Origin of the sequence: Flavobacterium adhaerens (assembly GCF_040045115.1) — a bacterium.
In the GTDB taxonomy this organism is placed as follows: Bacteria; Bacteroidota; Bacteroidia; order Flavobacteriales; family Flavobacteriaceae; genus Flavobacterium; species Flavobacterium adhaerens.
Genome location: NZ_JBDLZX010000004.1, coordinates 343,533 through 362,937, shown reverse-complemented (window position 1 = coordinate 362,937; position 19,405 = coordinate 343,533). Strand labels below are relative to the sequence as shown.

Annotated in this window: 16 protein-coding genes; 15 read left to right on the top strand and 1 reads right to left on the bottom strand. The window is 33.6% G+C overall.

Translation table 11 applies throughout. From position 1 onward, the window contains the following. Positions 1-9 precede the first annotated feature (9 nt). From ABEB18_RS07850 to ABEB18_RS07840, 3 genes are all read left to right on the top strand, one after another. The gene (locus ABEB18_RS07850; protein ID WP_348798674.1) at positions 10-492 is read left to right on the top strand and encodes a DUF2271 domain-containing protein; all 483 of its coding nucleotides are present in this window, start codon (positions 10-12) and stop codon (positions 490-492) included. Between the two features lie 111 nt (positions 493-603). Next, entirely contained in the window at positions 604-2,790 is a 2,187-nt protein-coding gene (locus ABEB18_RS07845) for a PepSY domain-containing protein (protein ID WP_348798673.1), read from the top strand. Between the two features lie 265 nt (positions 2,791-3,055). Next, entirely contained in the window at positions 3,056-4,069 is a 1,014-nt protein-coding gene (locus ABEB18_RS07840) for an FAD:protein FMN transferase (protein ID WP_438861439.1), read from the top strand. 181 nt (positions 4,070-4,250) lie between these two features. On the opposite strand, the gene ABEB18_RS07835 is transcribed toward ABEB18_RS07840, so the two are convergent. After that, positions 4,251-5,246, bottom strand: coding sequence for a helix-turn-helix domain-containing protein (locus ABEB18_RS07835; protein WP_348798672.1), 996 nt, complete (start codon positions 5,244-5,246; stop codon positions 4,251-4,253). Positions 5,247-5,384: 138 nt separating this feature from the next. Here ABEB18_RS07835 and ABEB18_RS07830 point away from each other — a divergent pair, with 138 nt between their 5' ends. From ABEB18_RS07830 to ABEB18_RS07775, 12 genes are all read left to right on the top strand, one after another. After that, positions 5,385-7,751: a TonB-dependent receptor gene (locus tag ABEB18_RS07830; RefSeq protein ID WP_348798671.1), complete on the top strand. Its 2,367-nt coding sequence runs from the start codon at positions 5,385-5,387 to the stop codon at positions 7,749-7,751. A gap of 16 nt (positions 7,752-7,767) precedes the next feature. After that, positions 7,768-9,024, top strand: a complete 1,257-nt coding sequence (locus tag ABEB18_RS07825) for a DUF4374 domain-containing protein (protein WP_348798670.1) — start codon at positions 7,768-7,770, stop codon at positions 9,022-9,024. A 121-nt stretch (positions 9,025-9,145) separates the two neighbouring features. Then, the gene (locus ABEB18_RS07820) at positions 9,146-10,321 is read left to right on the top strand and encodes a PepSY-associated TM helix domain-containing protein (protein WP_348798669.1); all 1,176 of its coding nucleotides are present in this window, start codon (positions 9,146-9,148) and stop codon (positions 10,319-10,321) included. A gap of 163 nt (positions 10,322-10,484) precedes the next feature. Further along, positions 10,485-11,576, top strand: coding sequence for an alpha/beta hydrolase (locus ABEB18_RS07815; protein WP_348798668.1), 1,092 nt, complete (start codon positions 10,485-10,487; stop codon positions 11,574-11,576). Between the two features lie 279 nt (positions 11,577-11,855). Then, positions 11,856-14,171 carry a TonB-dependent siderophore receptor gene (locus ABEB18_RS07810; RefSeq protein WP_348798666.1) on the top strand — a complete coding sequence of 772 codons (2,316 nt, stop codon included), beginning with the start codon at positions 11,856-11,858 and terminating at the stop codon, positions 14,169-14,171. A 329-nt stretch (positions 14,172-14,500) separates the two neighbouring features. Then, complete coding sequence (locus ABEB18_RS07805) at positions 14,501-15,685, top strand: cation:proton antiporter (RefSeq protein ID WP_348798665.1); 1,185 nt, start codon at positions 14,501-14,503, stop codon at positions 15,683-15,685. Between the two features lie 95 nt (positions 15,686-15,780). Further along, the gene (gene murQ / locus ABEB18_RS07800) at positions 15,781-16,596 is read left to right on the top strand and encodes an N-acetylmuramic acid 6-phosphate etherase (RefSeq protein WP_348798731.1); all 816 of its coding nucleotides are present in this window, start codon (positions 15,781-15,783) and stop codon (positions 16,594-16,596) included. A gap of 1 nt (position 16,597) precedes the next feature. Further along, a complete protein-coding gene (locus tag ABEB18_RS07795) occupies positions 16,598-16,816 on the top strand; it encodes a DUF6095 family protein (protein ID WP_348798664.1) in 219 nt (72 codons plus the stop codon). Beyond that, positions 16,816-17,388, top strand: coding sequence for a pentapeptide repeat-containing protein (locus ABEB18_RS07790; protein ID WP_348798662.1), 573 nt, complete (start codon positions 16,816-16,818; stop codon positions 17,386-17,388). Before ABEB18_RS07795 ends, ABEB18_RS07790 begins: the two co-directional genes overlap by 1 nt. A gap of 2 nt (positions 17,389-17,390) precedes the next feature. Continuing rightward, positions 17,391-17,966, top strand: a complete 576-nt coding sequence (locus ABEB18_RS07785; protein WP_348798661.1) for a DUF1572 family protein — start codon at positions 17,391-17,393, stop codon at positions 17,964-17,966. A gap of 60 nt (positions 17,967-18,026) precedes the next feature. Then, positions 18,027-18,401, top strand: coding sequence for a DNA topoisomerase IV (locus ABEB18_RS07780; RefSeq protein WP_348798659.1), 375 nt, complete (start codon positions 18,027-18,029; stop codon positions 18,399-18,401). Positions 18,402-18,448: 47 nt separating this feature from the next. Then, on the top strand, positions 18,449-19,222 hold the full coding sequence (locus ABEB18_RS07775) for a TerC family protein (protein WP_348798658.1): 774 nt from the start codon (positions 18,449-18,451) through the stop codon (positions 19,220-19,222). The last annotated feature ends 183 nt before the right edge of the window (positions 19,223-19,405 follow it).

The window sequence follows — 19,405 nt, the reverse complement described above, 5'->3', positions numbered from 1 at the left end:
AATCTAAATATGAAATCTATCTTTAAAACAATTTTTACCCTAACATTAATTTTCCTTTTATCTTTTCAAGCCAACGCTCAAACTAGTAAATACAAATGTATGCTTCAAATGTCTAATTACGTTGGCGAAGGAGCTTATATAGTTGTATCACTTATAAATCCTAAAGGAGAATACGAAAAAACACTTTACGTAATGGGTGATGACAAAAAATGGTATAAAAGCTTAAAAGAATGGTATAAATTTCAATCAGCAAAACCTACCGATATTAGTGCCATAACTGGAGCGTCAGTAACTGGCGGTGACCGTAGCATTACTACTTTTGAAATTGATAACTCAAAAATAAACAAAGGATACAAATTGCGTTTTGAATCTGCGGTTGAGGATCAAAAATACCATGTTACCGATTTAGAGTTTCCACTTACCACCGATGCAATGGCAGACAAAACTGAAGGAAAAGGATACATTAGATACGTAAGATTAAGCAAAATATAGTACTGAGAATTGGGGGAATGTAAATTCAATTCTTAATTCATTAATTCGTAATTCATTAATTCGTAATTCATTAATTCGTAATTCATTAATTCGTAATTCGTAATTTAAATAATGACTCTTTCTTTTTGGCGTTATACGCACTTGGTCTTTGCACTATTTTCAAGTATTTTTTTAATCATAGCTTCAATAACTGGCACCATTTTAGCCTATGATGCAATTCAAGAAAAAGTACCTTCGTATCAAGTAAGCAATTTCGAAAACTTAACTCTCCAAGAATCATTACCGAAACTTCGAAAAGTATATCCCGAAATTACTGAATTGAGCATCGATCACAATCATTTTGTAACCTTACAAGCGATTGATCAAGAAGGAAACGACATCAATGCCTATATAGATCCTTCAACAGGAAAAATTATAGGCACACCCCAAAAAAAATCAGAATTCATACAGTGGGTAACATCACTGCATCGTTCTTTGTTTTTGCACGAAATGGGACGCATTTTTATTGGTATTAATGCTTTTCTTTTATTGCTAATTGCACTATCGGGTTTTGCCTTGATTATCAACAGACAAAAAGGTTTACGAAAATTTTTCTCCAAAATTGTCAAAGAATATTTTGCACAATACTACCATGTTTTATTAGGCCGATTGGCACTTATTCCCATCTTGATTATTGCGTTAACTGGGCTATATTTATCAATGGAACGTTTTCATTTTTTTGAAAATACAACAACAGAAACCAATAAAATAGAATCCAAGACTTCGACTGTTGTACATCAAAAATTAGATTTCAAAACTACTCTACTTTCTGAAGTAACCAAAATCGAATTTCCTTTTTCAGACGATCCAGAAGATTTTTACATCTTTGAATTAAAAGACCGAAAAATAGAAGTCGAACAATATTCAGCAGCAATCATTAATGAAGAGCGTTTTGCTACAGCAGCATTATTGGCCAATTTGAGTTTGGATTTGCACACAGGGCGTGGCAATATCTTTTGGGCTTTGGTTCTCGGAATAGCGAGTTTAAACATACTGTTTTTTATCTATTCTGGTTTTGCCATGACGCTCAAACGCCGAGCCAGCCGCATCAAAAACAAATTCAAAGCAGCAGAAAGCAATATTATTCTTTTGGTAGGAACCGAAAACGGAAGCACATTGCGTTTTGCCAATTCTGTCCTAAAACAATTAATCGATCAAGGTCAAAAAGTGCATCTGGCTCAATTAAACAATTATACACAGTATCCAAAAGCAGAGCATCTAATCATTTTCAGCTCTACTTACGGCTTGGGCGATGCTCCTTCGAATGCCCATAAATTTGAAACATTATTAAGCAAACACCAACAAAATCAACAAATTAATTATACCGTAGTAGGTTTTGGTTCAAGATCATATCCCGATTTTTGTGGTTATGCTAAACATATCGATTCGGTATTAGCCAATCAAAATTGGGCACAACGCATCATCGATTTACAAACTGTAAACGACAAATCGGCTGTAGAATTTGTAGAGTGGATACAACTTTGGAACGCCAAAACCCAACTCCCACTCTCCACTACTCCATCGCTATACAATCATATTCCAAAAGGTTTAGAAAAAATGATGGTAATAGAAAAAACCACAGTATCCGAAACTGAACAAACCTTTGTATTAACCTTGCGAACAGGTATGCGAACTCAATTTACTTCGGGCGATTTGCTTGCTATTTATCCCAACAACGACAATAAGGAACGCCTGTATTCGATAGCCAAAATCAACGGAAATATCCAATTAGCCATCAAATTACACCCCCACGGATTAGGCTCTGGCTTTTTGTACAATGCAAATATCGGCGATACAATCAAAGCTAGAATCATCAATAACCACGCTTTTCATTTGCCTAAAAATGTCAAAAAAATAGCTCTTATTTCTAACGGAACCGGAATTGCTCCTTTTCTAGGAATGATCGAACAAAACAAGAAAAAAGTAGCAATCGAGTTGTACAGTGGCTTCCGTCAAAAAACAGAAATCACTTCGTATTACCAAAAATTTGCTTCCGAAATGATAGCCCAACAGCATTTAAAAAACTTTCATTTGGCTTTTTCACGCATCGAAAACCATCAATATGTAATGGATTTGATTAAAAGAGACCAAGCTTATTTCACCGATTTATTAGCAAATGGAGGCTCGATAATGATCTGTGGTGCACTAAAAATGCAGCTTGATGTCGAAACCATTTTAGACACAATTTGCCTAGCCCAAAACAACACTACTCTAGCCTACTACAAATCCAAAGGACAGATCCTGACAGATTGTTATTAAGTATTTTAGAAGCCAAAAGATTAGGTATTTTTGCAAACAAGAGTCCCGCTATTCGTTACAATCTTGCCCTGCGAACACCGCAGGACAAGGATTTTCACTTCTATCGGGGCTAAAAGCTGGCATTTTGCATTTTTGGAAATGAATCATAATTCACAATTTCAGCCCTAACCGGTTTTGAAAACATGTTAGGCCTCCGTTGAGAAACCAAAACATAAAACAACAATTCTTCCAGTAAATTTTTAGAAATCTTGAAGAACAACAACACATGAAACCAACAGTAAAACAAACCGCTACTCTTTTTTCTCTCCTTCTTTTTTTAATGATGAGCCAAGTTTGTCATGCGCAAGTTCTACAAAAAAAATCGACCATGCTCATGGGTGGACGTTTTGATATTACCATTGTTGCCAAAGACACCATCACCGCTAAACAAAGTATCGAAGAAGTCATAGCCGAAATCAGCCGAATCGAATATTTAATTTCCGACTGGAAACCCAACACACAAATCTCCGAAGTCAACCGAAATGCTGGAATTCAACCCGTAAAAGTCGATCAAGAAGTTTTTGAGCTCACCAAAAGAGCCCTGCAATTCTCCGAAATTACCAACGGAGGTTTTGACATCAGCTTTGCCGCCATGGACAGAATCTGGAAATTTGATGGATCGATGACCGAAATGCCTTCGGAAGAAGCCATCAAAAAATCGGTAGAAAAAGTAGGTTATAAAAACATCGTTTTGGATAGCGTAAACTCAACTATCTTTTTAAAATTAAAAGGAATGAAAATTGGTTTTGGCGCTTTGGGCGAAGGGTATGCCACCCACAAATGCCAAGAAATGATGCTTGCCAAAGGAATCGAGGCCGGAATTGTAAACGGAACTGGCGATATGAGTACATGGGGGCAACAACCCAACGGAAAACCCTGGAATATTGGTATTACCAATCCTACCCATCCTGATAAATTATTAGCTATAATTCCGCTTACAGGTGCTGTTACCACTTCAGGATCTTATGAAAAATTTGTCGTTTTTGATGGCAAACGCTATTCACATATCATCAATCCTGCAACAGGGTATCCTGCAACAGGTTTGTGCAGTGTTACTGTTTTGGGACCAAATGCCGAAACAGCCAACGGACTCAGTACTTCGCTAATGGTCTTGGGAAAAACAGACGGTTTGAAGTTACTCGAAAAATTCCCCGATTACAGCTGTATCATGATTACTGACAAAGGCAAAGTAATAAAATCTAAAAAATTTACGGTTAAGACGTTTAAGGCTAAAATTTAGCTATATCTCCATTTCACTGATATTCGCAAAGAAATCTCAGAGATACACTAAGATTAAACCCAAATTAGGTAATAGCCACAGATGAAACGGATTTTATACTGATAAACACAGATTTTCATTTACTTCTAAAAAGCTCTGTGAATCTTTGTGCCTTCTTTGTGAATCTCAGTGCTATAAAAGATTAATGTTCTGCTTTTAATTTACTTGGCAAATACCCAAAAACTTTTTTAAAAGCTACTGTAAAATGTTGCGGATTTTTATACCCCAACTCTTCAGATACCAAAGCAATTGAATACTGTTTTTCGGTAATTAATTGTTTTGCATATTCCATTCTTATTTGTGCCAAATAACAAAAGACACTAGAATTATATACCATTTTGAAATACTTTTTAAGTTTGAATTCGTTTAGACCAACAGCCAACGCAATACTAGAAAGTGTATGTTTTTCTTTGAATTGGGTCTGCAAAATATTCTCGACAGCCAAAATTTTAACGTAATCCTCATTACTCAAATCTTCGCTGATTTTAGTATTCTCTTCTTCATTAATAATCGTAAATAAATAACTGAGAATCTCAACAACCTTAGATTCTAGAAAAGCTTTTTTTATTGATCCAGCATAATTACATTGCAAAATATCTTCAATCAAAAGATACAATTTTGGAGAAATACTCTTGCTTGTTTCCCACATTTTGTAAGTGGTCTTATTCTGTATTGCTTTGGCCAGTAACGGGATAGTCGTCTTTAAATTGGGAAAAAATAATTGATCCAAATAATCTTCAGTAAAAGTAATCTCTAATGATTTTCGCCTTTGCGTTCTATAATGTAAAGTTCCTTTGATAACAGGCAAATAAAACAAGTTATAATGTCCTTGCGGTATATAAATACCTTTATGCGAAGCATCATCAGGGCAATATTCGTTATCACCTTCTATTTCTATATGCAGTTTAATGAACGAGAAATCATGTTCGATTTCTATAGAATGAGATTCTTTATCTATAACCAAATCGAGAATACTCATATGAACACCATTAAGCATTATATCAGTAATAACACCCGAAATACCATTGCTGTTATGTATAATTTTATTTTCGACAAGATCCTCTTTATTGAACTGAATTGGGTCATTAATCACAATTGTATCCTCATCAAAAATATCACTTCTCATCACTGTTCTCATATAATCCGTTTTGCGTTAGTATAAATACTGTTTGCGTTAATGAGATTTTCACTAACTAACTACTTTTGCGTAAAATTATTAATTTTTAATTATTCTAAATAATAATAGTAGTTGAAAAATCAAAACAAAAAAAATACAATGATTAATTTTAAAAACTGGATGGGACAATTTATAGCAATAACATGTTTATTTCTACTTTCTTCCATCAGTATTTGTGCACAAGAAACTGTCATTAAAGGAAAAGTTTTAAGTGATACTAATGAACCCAGTCCAGGTGCATACATTCAGGATAAAATATCAGGTAATACTGTAAACGTTGACGAAAATGGATTTTATCGTATAAACGTAAAACCTGGAAAAAACACCCTCATTTGTTCACAAGTTGGTTACTTAAAAAAAGAAATTGAGATTGAAATAAAGAACGGCGAAACCAAAACTGCAAACATAATTTTGGAAGATGACCCTAGTTTTGAATTAGATAATGTTGTAGTACTAGGAAAATCGGATATACAAAAGGTAAAAGAATCAGGATTTAATGTTGTAGCAATAGACGCAACGCAATACCATAATGTAGCGGTCGATTTAACGCAAATTTTAGACAGAGCTTCGGGAGTAAAGGTACAACAAGAAGGAGGAGTAGGCTCTGCAACCAATGTAAATATAAATGGTTTAAGCGGCCGACATGTTCGTTTTTTTATCGATGGTATGCCTATGGATGCTATGAGTCCGGCCTTTCAAGTCAATAATTTACCCATAAATTTAGCTGAGCGCATTGAAGTTTACAAAGGAGTTGTTCCTGTTAATTTTGGTTCAGATGCTTTGGGTGGTGCAGTAAATATTGTAACCAAAAAAACACAAGGTACTTATGTAGATGCAACCTATTCTTTCGGCTCTTTTAATACTCATAAAACTTATGTAAACGCTGGTTATACTTCAAAAAGTGGCTTTACAGCACAAATAAGTGCTTTTCAAAATTACTCGGATAATAATTATTATGTTGATGTTTCTATAAAAGATTTTGAAACTAATTTATTATCCAAAGAACCTCAGCGTGTACGTCGTTTTCATGATGTGTATCACAATGAAACCGTAATTGCAAAAATTGGTTTGGTAAACAAAACATTTGCAGATCAGCTGTTATTTGGTTTTACATTAGGGCAAGAGTACGATGAAATTCAGCATCCTGCTTATCTGAATTTGGCTTTTGGGGAAAAATACCAAACTTCGGATGTCATAATGCCTTCCTTTTTGTATTCCAAAAGAGATTTCTTCTTAAAAGAATTGGATTTTAACCTTGCTGCAAATTATAATTTTGGAGGTGGTCACAATGTGGATGTTTCAGATCGCGAATATAACTGGTTGGGGGAATCGGTACATTCTAATTCCTTAGGTGAAATTCAATATTCGGATTATGTTTATAAAACCAACAATGGAACAATAAATGCTAATCTAAATTATAAATTTAACGACAACAACCGTTTTACCTTAAACAACGTTGCTAATTTTTATGCTCGCAAAGGTGATGAACGTGTAGCAGTAGATGATTTTATTAATCAAGAACCGAGAGTAAACAACCGTAACATTTTAGGGGCAAGTTATAACAGTGACATCACTCCTAAATTAAGTACTTCTGTTTTTGGTAAAATGTATCATTACCATGCTTCAGCATTTTTAAATTTATCCAATCAAAATGGAATTGACAATTTTCAGACCGTTACTAGAGGAGACACCAAATATGGTTACGGATTTACCTCTACTTATTTCATAAAAGATCATTTTCAACTGAAAGCCAATTACGAATTAACCTGCCGTTTGCCTGTAAGTGAAGAATTATTTGGTGAGGTATTTGGGTTTTATGAAGCTAATTTTGATTTAAAACCCGAAACTAGTAATAATTTTAATTTAGGTTTTATCAATACTTGGACAGTAAATCAAAATAATGTTATTAGCACCGATGTTAACGGATTTTATCGTAAAACAAACGATTTTATTAGACGTGATATCAGCTATTCACAAGGAGAAGGAATTTTTGAAAACGTAGAATTGGTTAAAACTTGGGGAGTTGATGCCGAATTACGATATTCTTACAGAAATAATTTTAACACCAATGTAAACATAACGTACTTGCAACCTAAAAATTATACTCCAGGTACATATTACAAAGGCATATTACCCAATCAACCTAATTTTTATGCAAACCTATCGGCTACTTATCTTTTTAATAACCTTTGGACAGAAAGTGGCAAACTTAGTATAGGCTACAACTTAAACTTTGTAGATGAATTTTTATACGATTACGACACCTACCAAGCATCAAACAGAGCAACTGTTCCTACTCAATTTAGTAATGATATTACAGCAACTTATTCTTGGGATAAAGGAAAATACAATCTTTCGATAGACTGTAAAAATATTTTCGACGAAAATCTTTACGACAACTACAGCTTACAAAAACCAGGAAGAAGTTTTACGGTAAAGCTGAGATATTTTTTATCAAAAATTTAAATTAAACTATTATTTTATGAAAAATGCAAATTTATTTTTTAGCACTTTAGTAGCTACTGCGCTAATTTCGTTAACATCATGTTCAAACGACGACAATAATAATACTACACCAGAACCAGAAGAAACCGCAAAATATGTAGTTGCCGCTACTTCTGGAGAGAATGATTACTTAGTTACAGGAGATAATTTAACCACTACTTTCGATGCTACTTTAGCTAGTGCTGTTCAATCTCCAGGAGATAGAACTTGGAGTTTTGTGGACGCTAAAGTGGTATATGGCTTTTTGTACAACCAAGCAGATGCAGGAGTAACGGCATCTTATGTTCTTAATGACCAAGGGGTTTTGGAAAAAAGAAACGAATTGGCTTTGAATGTATCAATCCAAACTAAAGGAATGGTAAATGGGAAATTAGTTTTAGCTTATTCAGATCGACTAAGAGATCCATCTGTTGAACAAAAAGCTTATTTTTACACGGTAGATCCTGCTACAGATGCTTCTGTTGCGAATACAGTAGTAACTAGTGACTTATTAGAAACTGGTGAAGCAGCATACCTTACTGACATTGCTGAATATGGTGGATATATGATTGCTGGAGCTCGTAGTATTTCAAACAGCTCATTTGGTTCAGCAAATTATAATAAAACATATGTTATTGTTTTTAATTCTGATTTTACCGTAAAACAAATAATAAAAGATTCTGGAAGAACTGGATTTGTTGCTGGACAAAAATATTCTCAGGGAGAAACTGGTTTAGAAGTTGTTGAGAGTGGTGACCTTTATGTATTTTCATCAGGACAAACCAACTATGATGATGCTGAAACGACTACTATTCCTTCAGGAATCTTAAAAGTCAACAAAGGAACATTTGCATTTGACAGCAGTTATTTCTTTAACATTTCGCAAGTTTCAGGTGGTTATAATTTATTTAGATCGTACTACATGGGAGGTTCTACTTTTGTGTTGAGCATGTATCCTGGTACAAATGCCAATGCAACTTTTGGAGTAGATGCAGACCGTTTTGCAGTGGTTGACGTAGCTGCAAAAACATTTAAATGGGTAACTGGTTTCCCTACAAAAGCAGGAGTTGACGAAGATCCATTCTTGATAGGAACTCCATTTATTGACACAGATGAAAACAGATTAGTGGTACCTGTAACCAATTCTAATAACGAGCATTATTTGTACGCTATAAACCCTTCTAGTGCAGTAACAACTCAGTTATCTAAAGTAACTGCAGAAGGCGTTAAAGCTGTTGGAATTCTTAAAAAATAACAAAACAAGAAATTTGTTAACCGCCTTTATCTTCAAAATTTAAATCTCAAAATTAGTTTATTTTTTTTCCAAGCTAGCAATTCTTTCGGGCATTGTTAGCTTGGTTTTTATAAAAAGTTTTATGACAAAGAATCCACAAAAAGTAGCACCAAAAAAAAATCCCAAACAAAAAAGTAAATGGAGCCAGTTAAACCATTGGCTACACTTATGGCTAGGACTCACTTCTGGCATTATTGTTTTTATTGTTGCGCTTACCGGAGTACTGTTTATTTATTGTGACGACATAATTGATGCATTAGCTTTTGATGCTAAATACGTTACCGAAATAAAAGACCATCGATTAACACCAGAAGAAATCATTACTTCTTTCAAACAACAACTCCCTGAAAGAAAACCAAGCTATTACATCAATTACAGAGATCCGCAGAGAACCATTAAAATGGCTTCATCTACCAAAGAAAGAGATTTACAATTTTCATGGATAGACCCCTATACTGGTAAAGTTTTGGATTCAGGCAAAGCCTATGATTTCTTTTATGTAATTGCACACATCCATTCTGGGCATATTCCGTTTGGCGATGTTGGCAATCTCATTGTAGAAATTTCGATTTGGATATTTTTGATCGAATTGATAACAGGACTCATTTTGTGGTGGCCAAAAAAATGGAATAAATCGACCCGAAAGCAAAGTTTTACGATAAAAACAGACGCTTCATTCAAAAGATTAAACTACGATTTGCACAACGTTCCGGGATTTTACAACTTAATCCCAGCGCTTATAATTACGATTACGGGATTAATTATTGTAAACAAACCATTAAAATCAGCAACTCACAAACTATTAGACGGAACTCCGAAAGCATACTCACAATTAAGAGATATTAGTCCACAATATGACAGTTCCAAAACATTTGCTCCTTTAAATCCAATTATCGAAAATTTATTTGCCAAAGACAAAACAATCGAGCAAGTCAAATTATCAGTCGCGCAAAAAGATAGTATTACAAGTATTTTTGCAGCAACGGGTACCAATATTGGACTTAAAGGTATAGAAAACGGAAAAACGTATGTGATAAACCGTTATTCTGGACAGGAGCTTGAAATACCAACAAAAGTGATGAATGGATTATCGATTGATGAGTGGACGATGAATATTCATATCGGCTTTTGGGCGGGCTGGATCGGAAAAACCTTAACATTGATTGTTGGACTTATCTGTATGTTTTTGCCTGTTACTGGATTTATTATTTGGTACGGACGAAATAATAAAAAGAAAAAAGAACACGCAAATCAATAAAGACAAAAAAATCTGCAAAATCTGCGTGAAAAAATTAGCTCGCAGATTTAGCAGATTTTTAAAGAAATTTTACAAAGATTGCACTTTTTGGTCACGGATGACACAGATCAAACTGATTCACTCAGATTTTTATTTTATCTAAAAAACATTTAAAACATTCTCAATGAAAAAAATACTCTCCCTCCTATTCGTCGTTTTCTATTTGACCAATTCATTTTCGCAGGACAGCATTGTTATTGGCAGTAAGCATCGAATTTTTTCAAAAGTTTTAAATGAAGAAAGAACCGTTTGGATCTATCTCCCGCCCGATTACAACAATAAAAAATTAACACCTGCAAAATATCCAGTAGTGTACTTACTGGATGCCGAAAATAATTTTCATTCTTATACTGGAATCCAGCAAACCTTAGCCAGAGGACCGTACGCTATGATTCCACAAATGATAGTAGTTGGAATTTGTAATACTAATCGCACTAGAGACTTAACCCCAACAGAAGCCAATCGTCAGGCCTTTTATGACAAGAGTAAACCTTTCTTTAAACAAAGTGGAGGTAACGATAATTTTATTGCCTTTTTAGAAAAAGAATTACGCCCTTATATTGATACGAATTATAGAACCTCTGGATACAATGTTTTGAATGGTCATTCTTTTGGAGGATTAACAGCTGTAAATATCTTATTGCATCACACCAAACTTTTTAATGCTTATACTATTATCGATCCAAGTTTATGGTGGGATGATGAGTATTTGATTAAAAAAGCCGATTCTATATTTAGCATAAAAGATTTTGAAAATCGAAACATTTATGTAGCCATGGCCAATAAAATAAGTATTCCACAAGATACCACAACCGATATGGCTAGAGGCATCCGAAAATTTGAAAAACTATTAACAGAACTGAATCCCAAAAATCTTCGCTGGTCATTTAAGTTTTATGAAAATGAAGATCATGGCACCATTCCTATTCCATCCGAATATGATGGGTTGCGTTTTATTTTCAAAGAGCATTTAGTTCAAGTAAAAGAAGCTATTCAAAATCCATTATTAGTAGAACAACAATACGCAAAATTATCAAAAGACACAGGATTCACTTTTGCTCCAACAGAAAGTTACCTAGATTGGATGGGAAATTTTTGCATTGAAAGAGAACAAACTAAAAGTGCTCTTTATTTTTATGAACTAATACAAAAACATTACCCCAATAGCATTCACACGTATTCAAGTACAAAAAAAGACTTAGAAAAAAGAAAGTAAAATAGTCAACATCATTTTGAGTTTAAAGAATCAACTTTTACATTCAAAAAACAAACATTAGACTTTTTTCGGCATTTTCTTATAATTCAAAAAAGTAAAAATTTGATAAATTCATGATTATTTCACTTTTTTGCACATTAAAAACAAATATAATTGATTAAAAATCAGTCATTTAAATACTACAAAAAAATTATTAATATTTAATCTAAATTAATTTGTAAGAACTAGATTCAGGTTGTACATTTGCGCCGTTATTTTTATTAATTCCAAATAAACAACATGAAAACTATTTTACTCCCATTCGCACTCATTTTGTGTGGTTTAAACAGTCAAGCACAAGATGTAGCGAGTAATAATCAAAAAACAAACAACAGTGAAGATTACTCTTATGTAAATGACACTGTCAAGAAAAAAAATGGACAAGAATTAAATGAAGTTATAGTAAACGGTAATAAACACCAAAAACCAGCTACAGCAGTTCGATCAGGTTTAAAACCAATGGATAATCCTCAAAGCGTACAAGTTATTGGTGCCGAAGTAATCGAACAACAACAAGCCATACGTTTGAGCGAAGTACTTAAAAATGCCAATGGTATTAATGTAAGTTCGGCTCGTGGTGGAGCTCAAGAGTCTTTTTCTTCCAGAGGTTATAGCATGGGAGCAAGCAATATGCTAAAAAATGGTTTCCGTTACAATTCTGGATCTATTCCAGATGTATCTGGTCTAGAAAAAGTTGAATTCCTAAAAGGAGGTTCTGCTTTATTATACGGAAATGTAGCTCCTGGTGGTGTATTGAATTTAGTAACCAAAAAACCTTCTTTCCAACAAGGAGGATCGGTATCAATGCAAGCTGGTAGTTATGCCTATTACAAACCATCTATTGATTTTTATGGGCCTTTGAATAAATCTATTGCTTATAGAATCAATGCCTCTTATGAAAATTCAGAAAGCTTTAGAGATGTAGTTAAGAACGAACGTTTATATGTAAACCCATCGTTACTTTTCAACGTTTCAGATAAAACACAAATTACAGTACAAGGAGATTATTTGGATGCCGATTGGACACCTGATTTTGGAACAGGAGCTATCAGTTATCCTGCACCAGCAACCAACTCCATCATAATTGACGCACCTCGCAATATGTATTATGGCGCACTTTGGTCAAGAGGAAATACAAAATCAGCTAGCGCATCAGCATTTGTAAACCACGATTTTAACGAAAACTGGAAATTAAATTTCAACGCTTCTTACCAATCGTACAATAGAACACAAAAATCTACAGCTCAATTATCAGGTATAACACCAACTGGTGATTGGAATAGAAGTTTAGTTCAAAACAAAAACCTTGAGCATATTTTTGCTGATCAATTAAGCTTACAAGGGAATTTCAACACTGGAAGCGTAAAACATCAAATCTTTACGGGTGCTGATTGGGAAAATTCATTTGCTCCCGCTTATACCTTTGCATTTAATGAAAAAGTATTAGTAACAAGCAAGCCTGGAGATGTTCCTGTAACCTACAACCCTAGTGTTTACGACATTATTAATCTTTATACTTTTGATCCAAACAATCAAAGAACAGATGAACCAAATGCGAGAAATACCCAAATAGCTAATACTGACACTAATCGTTTTGGAGTTTATTTTCAAGATTTAGTTTCAATTACTGAACAATTCAAAGTTTTGGCTGGTATTCGTTGGTCTTGGCAAGAATCAGAAGTAACTACTTATAAAGAAACGGCTGGAGACGGAATACCTGAAGGAACAGTTCCTACTGTTGGTGCAAAAAAACTAGACAATGCCTTTTCTCCAAAAATTGGACTTGTTTATCAACCAACAAAAGACATCTCTTTATTCGGAAGCTACTCCAATTCATTTACACCAAATACAGGAACTACAGTAGATTTACAACCAATTGAACCATCTATTATAGATCAATATGAGGCTGGTATCAAAACCGATTTCTTGAAAGGTCTTTTTAGTACCAATGTAACTGTCTATCAAATCACCAACAACAATTTAGCTCAAACTGCAGAATTTAAAGCTGACGGAACACCTAACACTGATACCTCTATAAAAGTTTTAAACGGACAGACTAAAAGTAAAGGAGTTGAAGTAGATATTACAGCAAACCCTACAGAAGGCTTAAGTATTATAGCAGGATACAGCTACAATGATTATCGTTACTCTAAAACATCAGGCTTAAACGGAAGCCCTGTTGAAGGTGATCGTTTAGTAGGAACTCCACAAAACACAGCCAATCTAAGTTTCTTTTATACTTTGCCAACTGGTTTCTTTAAAGGATTATCTGTAGGAGCCATAGGAAATTATATAGGTGATCGAATTGTAGGTTGGAATAATCAAAATAATAATTCTGACCCTGTAAAATATCCTGACGGAATTTACCACAGAGAAATTCCAATTGGTGGTTACACGACTATTGATGTTTCTGCTGGATATAATTGGAAAAAAATATCTCTATTAGTAAAACTATCTAATATTACAAATGAATTGAATTACACCGTACACGAAAATTACAGTGTGAATCCAATCGCACCTCGTCAAGTAATGGCAAGTTTGAAATACAAATTATAAAATCTCAAGTTAGTTTATTTTTTTTTTCAAAAACTTTTTCTGTCCCTTTCCTTTTTTGAAATACAGAAAAAGTTTTTGTTTTTTATGCAAATCATCTTTTACAAGACAAATGAAGAACTTTAGCATCAATTCCTGTCATGAAATCATTTTGCCTTCAAAAAAATTACCCCAATAATAAAACAATTGATTAAAGAGCAGATCCTTTGAGCAACTTTAACAGTCATTTGATTTAAAACAATTGAATCGAGTTTTATTTTAAATAACAAATCTATTATATTTACAAAGTAGCAGAGTTTGGCTACACCATATAAAATAGACATCTAATTAAAATGACTACTTCGATAACTATTACCATTTGCCTTTTATTATTACTAGCTTATATCTTTGACATTACCTCGGCAAAAACAAAGATTCCCTCAGTCATTTTATTATTACTTGTGGGCTGGGCAGTAAAACAAGGAACAGATGCATTACAATTACCAGTTCCGGATTTGACCTCAATATTATCCGTATTAGGAACAGTCGGGCTGATATTAATTGTTTTGGAAGGCTCATTAGAACTAGAACTCAACCATTCCAAATTATCACTTATAGGCAAAACTGCGTTGATTTCGATTATCTTGATCCTCATCTTAAGTTTTGGCTTAGCCTTTACGTTTCAATACTACGACAATACTTCTATAAAAATTGGTTTGGCCAATGCTATTCCACTAGCCGTAATTAGTAGTGCCATTGCCATTCCGAGTGCACAAAATCTAATTTCAAAACACAAAGAATTCGTTACTTACGAAAGTAGTTTATCGGATATATTCGGGGTAATTTTTTTCAATTTCATTACGCTAAACGATAAAATTGGAGGCGAATCTATTGGTAACTTCATATTAGAAATAGTAGCAATATTACTGCTGACTTTTGTTATGACTTTGGGTCTTGCTTTTTTATTGAGTAAAATAAAACACACTGTAAAGTTTATTCCAATCATCCTAAGTATTGTACTTATCTACTCTATTACAAAAATATACCATTTGCCAGGTTTGATATTTATCCTATTATTTGGAATTTTTCTGGGTAACCTAGACGAGTTAAAATCGATTAAATTTATTCAGAAACTCAAACCAGAGATCCTAAACAAAGAGGTACACAAATTCAAAGAAGTAACCGCAGAAATAGCCTTTTTGATTAGAGCTTTATTCTTTTTATTATTTGGCTTTTTAATCGAAACCAAAGAATTACTCAATAACGAAACCATTGTTTGGGCAGCAGGAATTACCGCTTCAATATTTGGTTTGCGTTATGTAATTCTCAAAATTTTCAAAATAGACATTCGCCCTATTTTATTTATCGCACCAAGAGGATTGATTACCATTTTATTATTCATGTCTATCCCAGACAATCAAGCTATAGAACTGGTAAACAACTCCCTAATTATTCAAGTTATCATTTTGTGTGCCTTGGTAATGATGTTTGGACTCATGACCAACAAAAAAAACGAAAAAGCCGATTTAAGTGCTTAAAAACTTCTGATTACTTGAACACTTACAACGTAATTTATTTAAGTTTGTAAACACAAACAAACCGTGATTTATCATGTGTTAGAACCCTAAAAATGATGACTTTTACCAAAACTACCGAACAATCTTCTAAATACGAACATCTTGAAAAAATGTCCGTAAAAGAACTAATTACAAACATCAATCAAGAAGACCAAACAGTACCCCTTGCCGTAGAAAATGCGTTACCTCAAATTGAGAAATTAATAACCGAAATCGTTGCCAAGATGAAAACTGGCGGTCGATTATTTTATATTGGAGCAGGAACATCGGGTCGATTAGGTATTTTGGATGCGTCAGAATGTCCTCCAACTTTTGGAGTGCCTTTTGATTTAGTAGTAGGAATCATTGCCGGTGGTGATACTGCTATTCGCAAAGCCGTTGAAAATGCCGAAGACAATGCAACTCAGGCATGGATAGATTTAAAAGCCTTTGCCATTAATGAAAAAGATGTTGTGGTAGGAATCGCAGCTTCGGGTACAACTCCTTATGTTATTGGAGGTTTACAAACTTGCAACGAAAATAACATTACAACAGCTAGTATTTCTTGCAATGCAGGAAGTCCGCTTTCGCAAACAGCAAAATTTCCAATAGAAGTTATTGTGGGGCCAGAATTTGTTACAGGTAGCTCTAGAATGAAAGCCGGAACTGCCCAAAAATTGGTTCTGAATATGATTACGACAGCCACTATGATTCAGCTGGGGAAAGTAAAAGGCAACAAAATGGTCGATATGCAATTGAGTAACAACAAACTTGTTGATCGTGGTGTCAAAATGATTATGGAAGAAATTCCTGTAAGTTATGAGGAAGGCTCTGAATTACTTAAAACACACGGAAGCGTTCGTAAAGCAGTAGATTTTTACAATAAACAATAATATGACAGAGAAAGAATTATTCGCAAAAGGTGTAAAATATCTAACTGGTGCATTGCCACTAATGTTTATCGGGCCAGTTGCCATATACAATGCTTTTATGAACCAACATACCAATTGGCATTACTTGGTTTTAGGTATAGGAATAATTGTTTGTTTGGCATCAATTTACTTGGCGTTTGTGGGTTTAAAAACAATTGTAAAAGGCATTTTTAAAGACTAATGGAAGATTTAATACATATTCAAAAAACATTTGAAAAAAATACCTATACCGGTAAGAAAGTCAGCAATCGCGAATTTGAAGATTGCATTTTTAAAAACTGTGATTTCTCTAACACTAATTTTAATTCAAGTACCTTTTTAGACTGCGAATTTGTAGATTGTAATCTAGCAATGCTGAGTTTTGCAGGAACTGGACTAAAAAATGTGACTTTTAGAAATTGTAAACTTCTAGGAATCGCTTTTAACGAATGTGATGATTTTTTGTTTCAAGTTCATTTTGAAGAATGTACTTTGGATTACAGTCATTTTTCAAATAAAAAAATGCCGAAGACAAAATTTATCAATTGTTCAGTAAGAGAAGTCACTTTTGAAGGAACAAACTTAACGAATTCTATTTTTGACAATTGTAATTTAGATGGAGCACTCTTTAACAACACACAATTAGCATCAGTTAATTTTAAAACGGCATATAATTATATAATTGATCCAGAATTTAATCCAATGAAAAAAGCACAGTTTTCGACTCAAGGAATTGCTGGATTATTAGATAAATACGATATAAAAATTGTCTGATTATGAATGCAACCTCCTCATATCTCGAAAGTGTAAAAAAGCAGTTTCTCTATTATAAAATGTTAGGAGAAAAAGCGATGGAACAACTAACTCCTGAACAACTTTTTGTTACCACTAATGATGACACGAACAGTATAGCAGTGATTGTAGAACATCTTTCGGGCAATATGCTTTCGCGCTGGACGGATTTTTTAACGACAGATGGCGAAAAAGAAACCCGAAACCGAGATGCCGAATTTGAAAACAATTTAAAAACCAAGGAAGAACTTTGGGATGTTTGGGACAAGGGTTGGAATTGTTTCTTGCAAGCATTAGAAAGCTTACAACCAGAGCAACTCTCAGCGATAATTTATATTCGAAATGAAGGTCATACAGTAATTGAAGCCATAAATAGACAGCTAGCTCATTATCCATATCATATTGGGCAAATCGTTTTTTATGCCAAACAGTTAAAAAAAAGCGAATGGAATAGCTTATCGATTCCAAAAAACAAATCTAAAAATTATAATGCCGATAAATTTGCCCAAGAAAAATCGATAAAAAATTTTACTGAAGAAGAATTTAGAAGAATGAAGTAGGTTTCAGAATTGAGAATCAAGATTTCATCTTTCAGAAAAGCAACAAAAAAAAATAAAAAAATGAGAAAATTATTATTGCTCCTTACCTTACTTTTATTGGCATCGTGTTATGATGCCGAACGCAACTGTCAAGATTTTAAAACCGGAAAATTCAAGTTTGAACATGAAATTGGCGGGGTAAAAAAAACGACCATTTTTGAGCGCAATGACAGCATTGAAATAGAAACATTTGAAGGCAAAACCGATACTGCAACGATTCGATGGGTGAATGATTGCGAATACATTTTAAAAAAGAAACACCCTAAAAACAAGTCCGAAGAGAAGTCAATTTCAATGAAAATATTGACAACAACGAAAGATTCATACACATTTGAGTTTGGTATTTTAGGATCAGACTCAAAACAAAAAGGAACCGTAATAAAAATTACCGATTAAAAAATTTGAACCGATTTACATAATTAAAAAACCGCTAACGATATATAATGGAAATATTTTTAAACCTTGATGCTTGGATTGCCTTATTAACATTGACTTTTTTGGAAATTGTTTTAGGAATTGATAATATAATTTTTATCTCAATTGCCACTGGAAAACTAGCCATAGAAGATCGAAAAAAAGCGACAAAAATAGGGATGTTTTTGGCGATGTTTATGCGAATTGCATTGCTGTTTGGTATAAATTTATTGACTCAAATGAAAAAACCTTGGTTTACAATAGACTGGGAATGGTTACAAGCAGGAATTACAGGACAAAGTCTTATTTTGCTATTTGGCGGCCTGTTTTTGATCTATAAAAGCACCAATGAAATTCGAGAAAAAGTCGATGAAAAAGGTCACGAGGAGAAAGAGTTAGGAAAAACGGCCACAAAGTCGTTTCAGAATGTAATTTTTCAAATCATCATGATCGATTTGGTCTTTTCATTTGATAGTATTTTGACAGCTGTAGGAATGACAAATGGCATAGAAGGTGCTCTATATATTATGATTACGGCAGTGATAATTTCGGTTTTGGTCATGATGCGATTTGCAGTACCAGTTGGAAATTTTGTAAACAATCATCCATCAATTCAAATTTTGGGATTATCCTTTTTGATATTAATTGGTTTTATGCTAATCACGGAAAGTGCTCACTTATCGAATGCGCTTATTTTGGGTAGCCATGTGACGCCAGTTCCAAAAGGGTATTTGTATTTTGCTATTTCGTTTTCTCTATTTGTAGAAATTATAAATATGAAGATGTCTAAAAATAAAAAATAAGATATTATAAAAAATGCTCTTATCATGGCCGTTGATGTGTACAATTTAGAATACAATCAATAATTATGATTTGTTTTGAGAAGGGAATTTTACTTTTAGCTTTTTTTTGATAATTACGTTGACTTAATTATTACGCTTTTGTGTTTCTTTATATTCATCGAGATTAGCTTCAAAATCGATTGA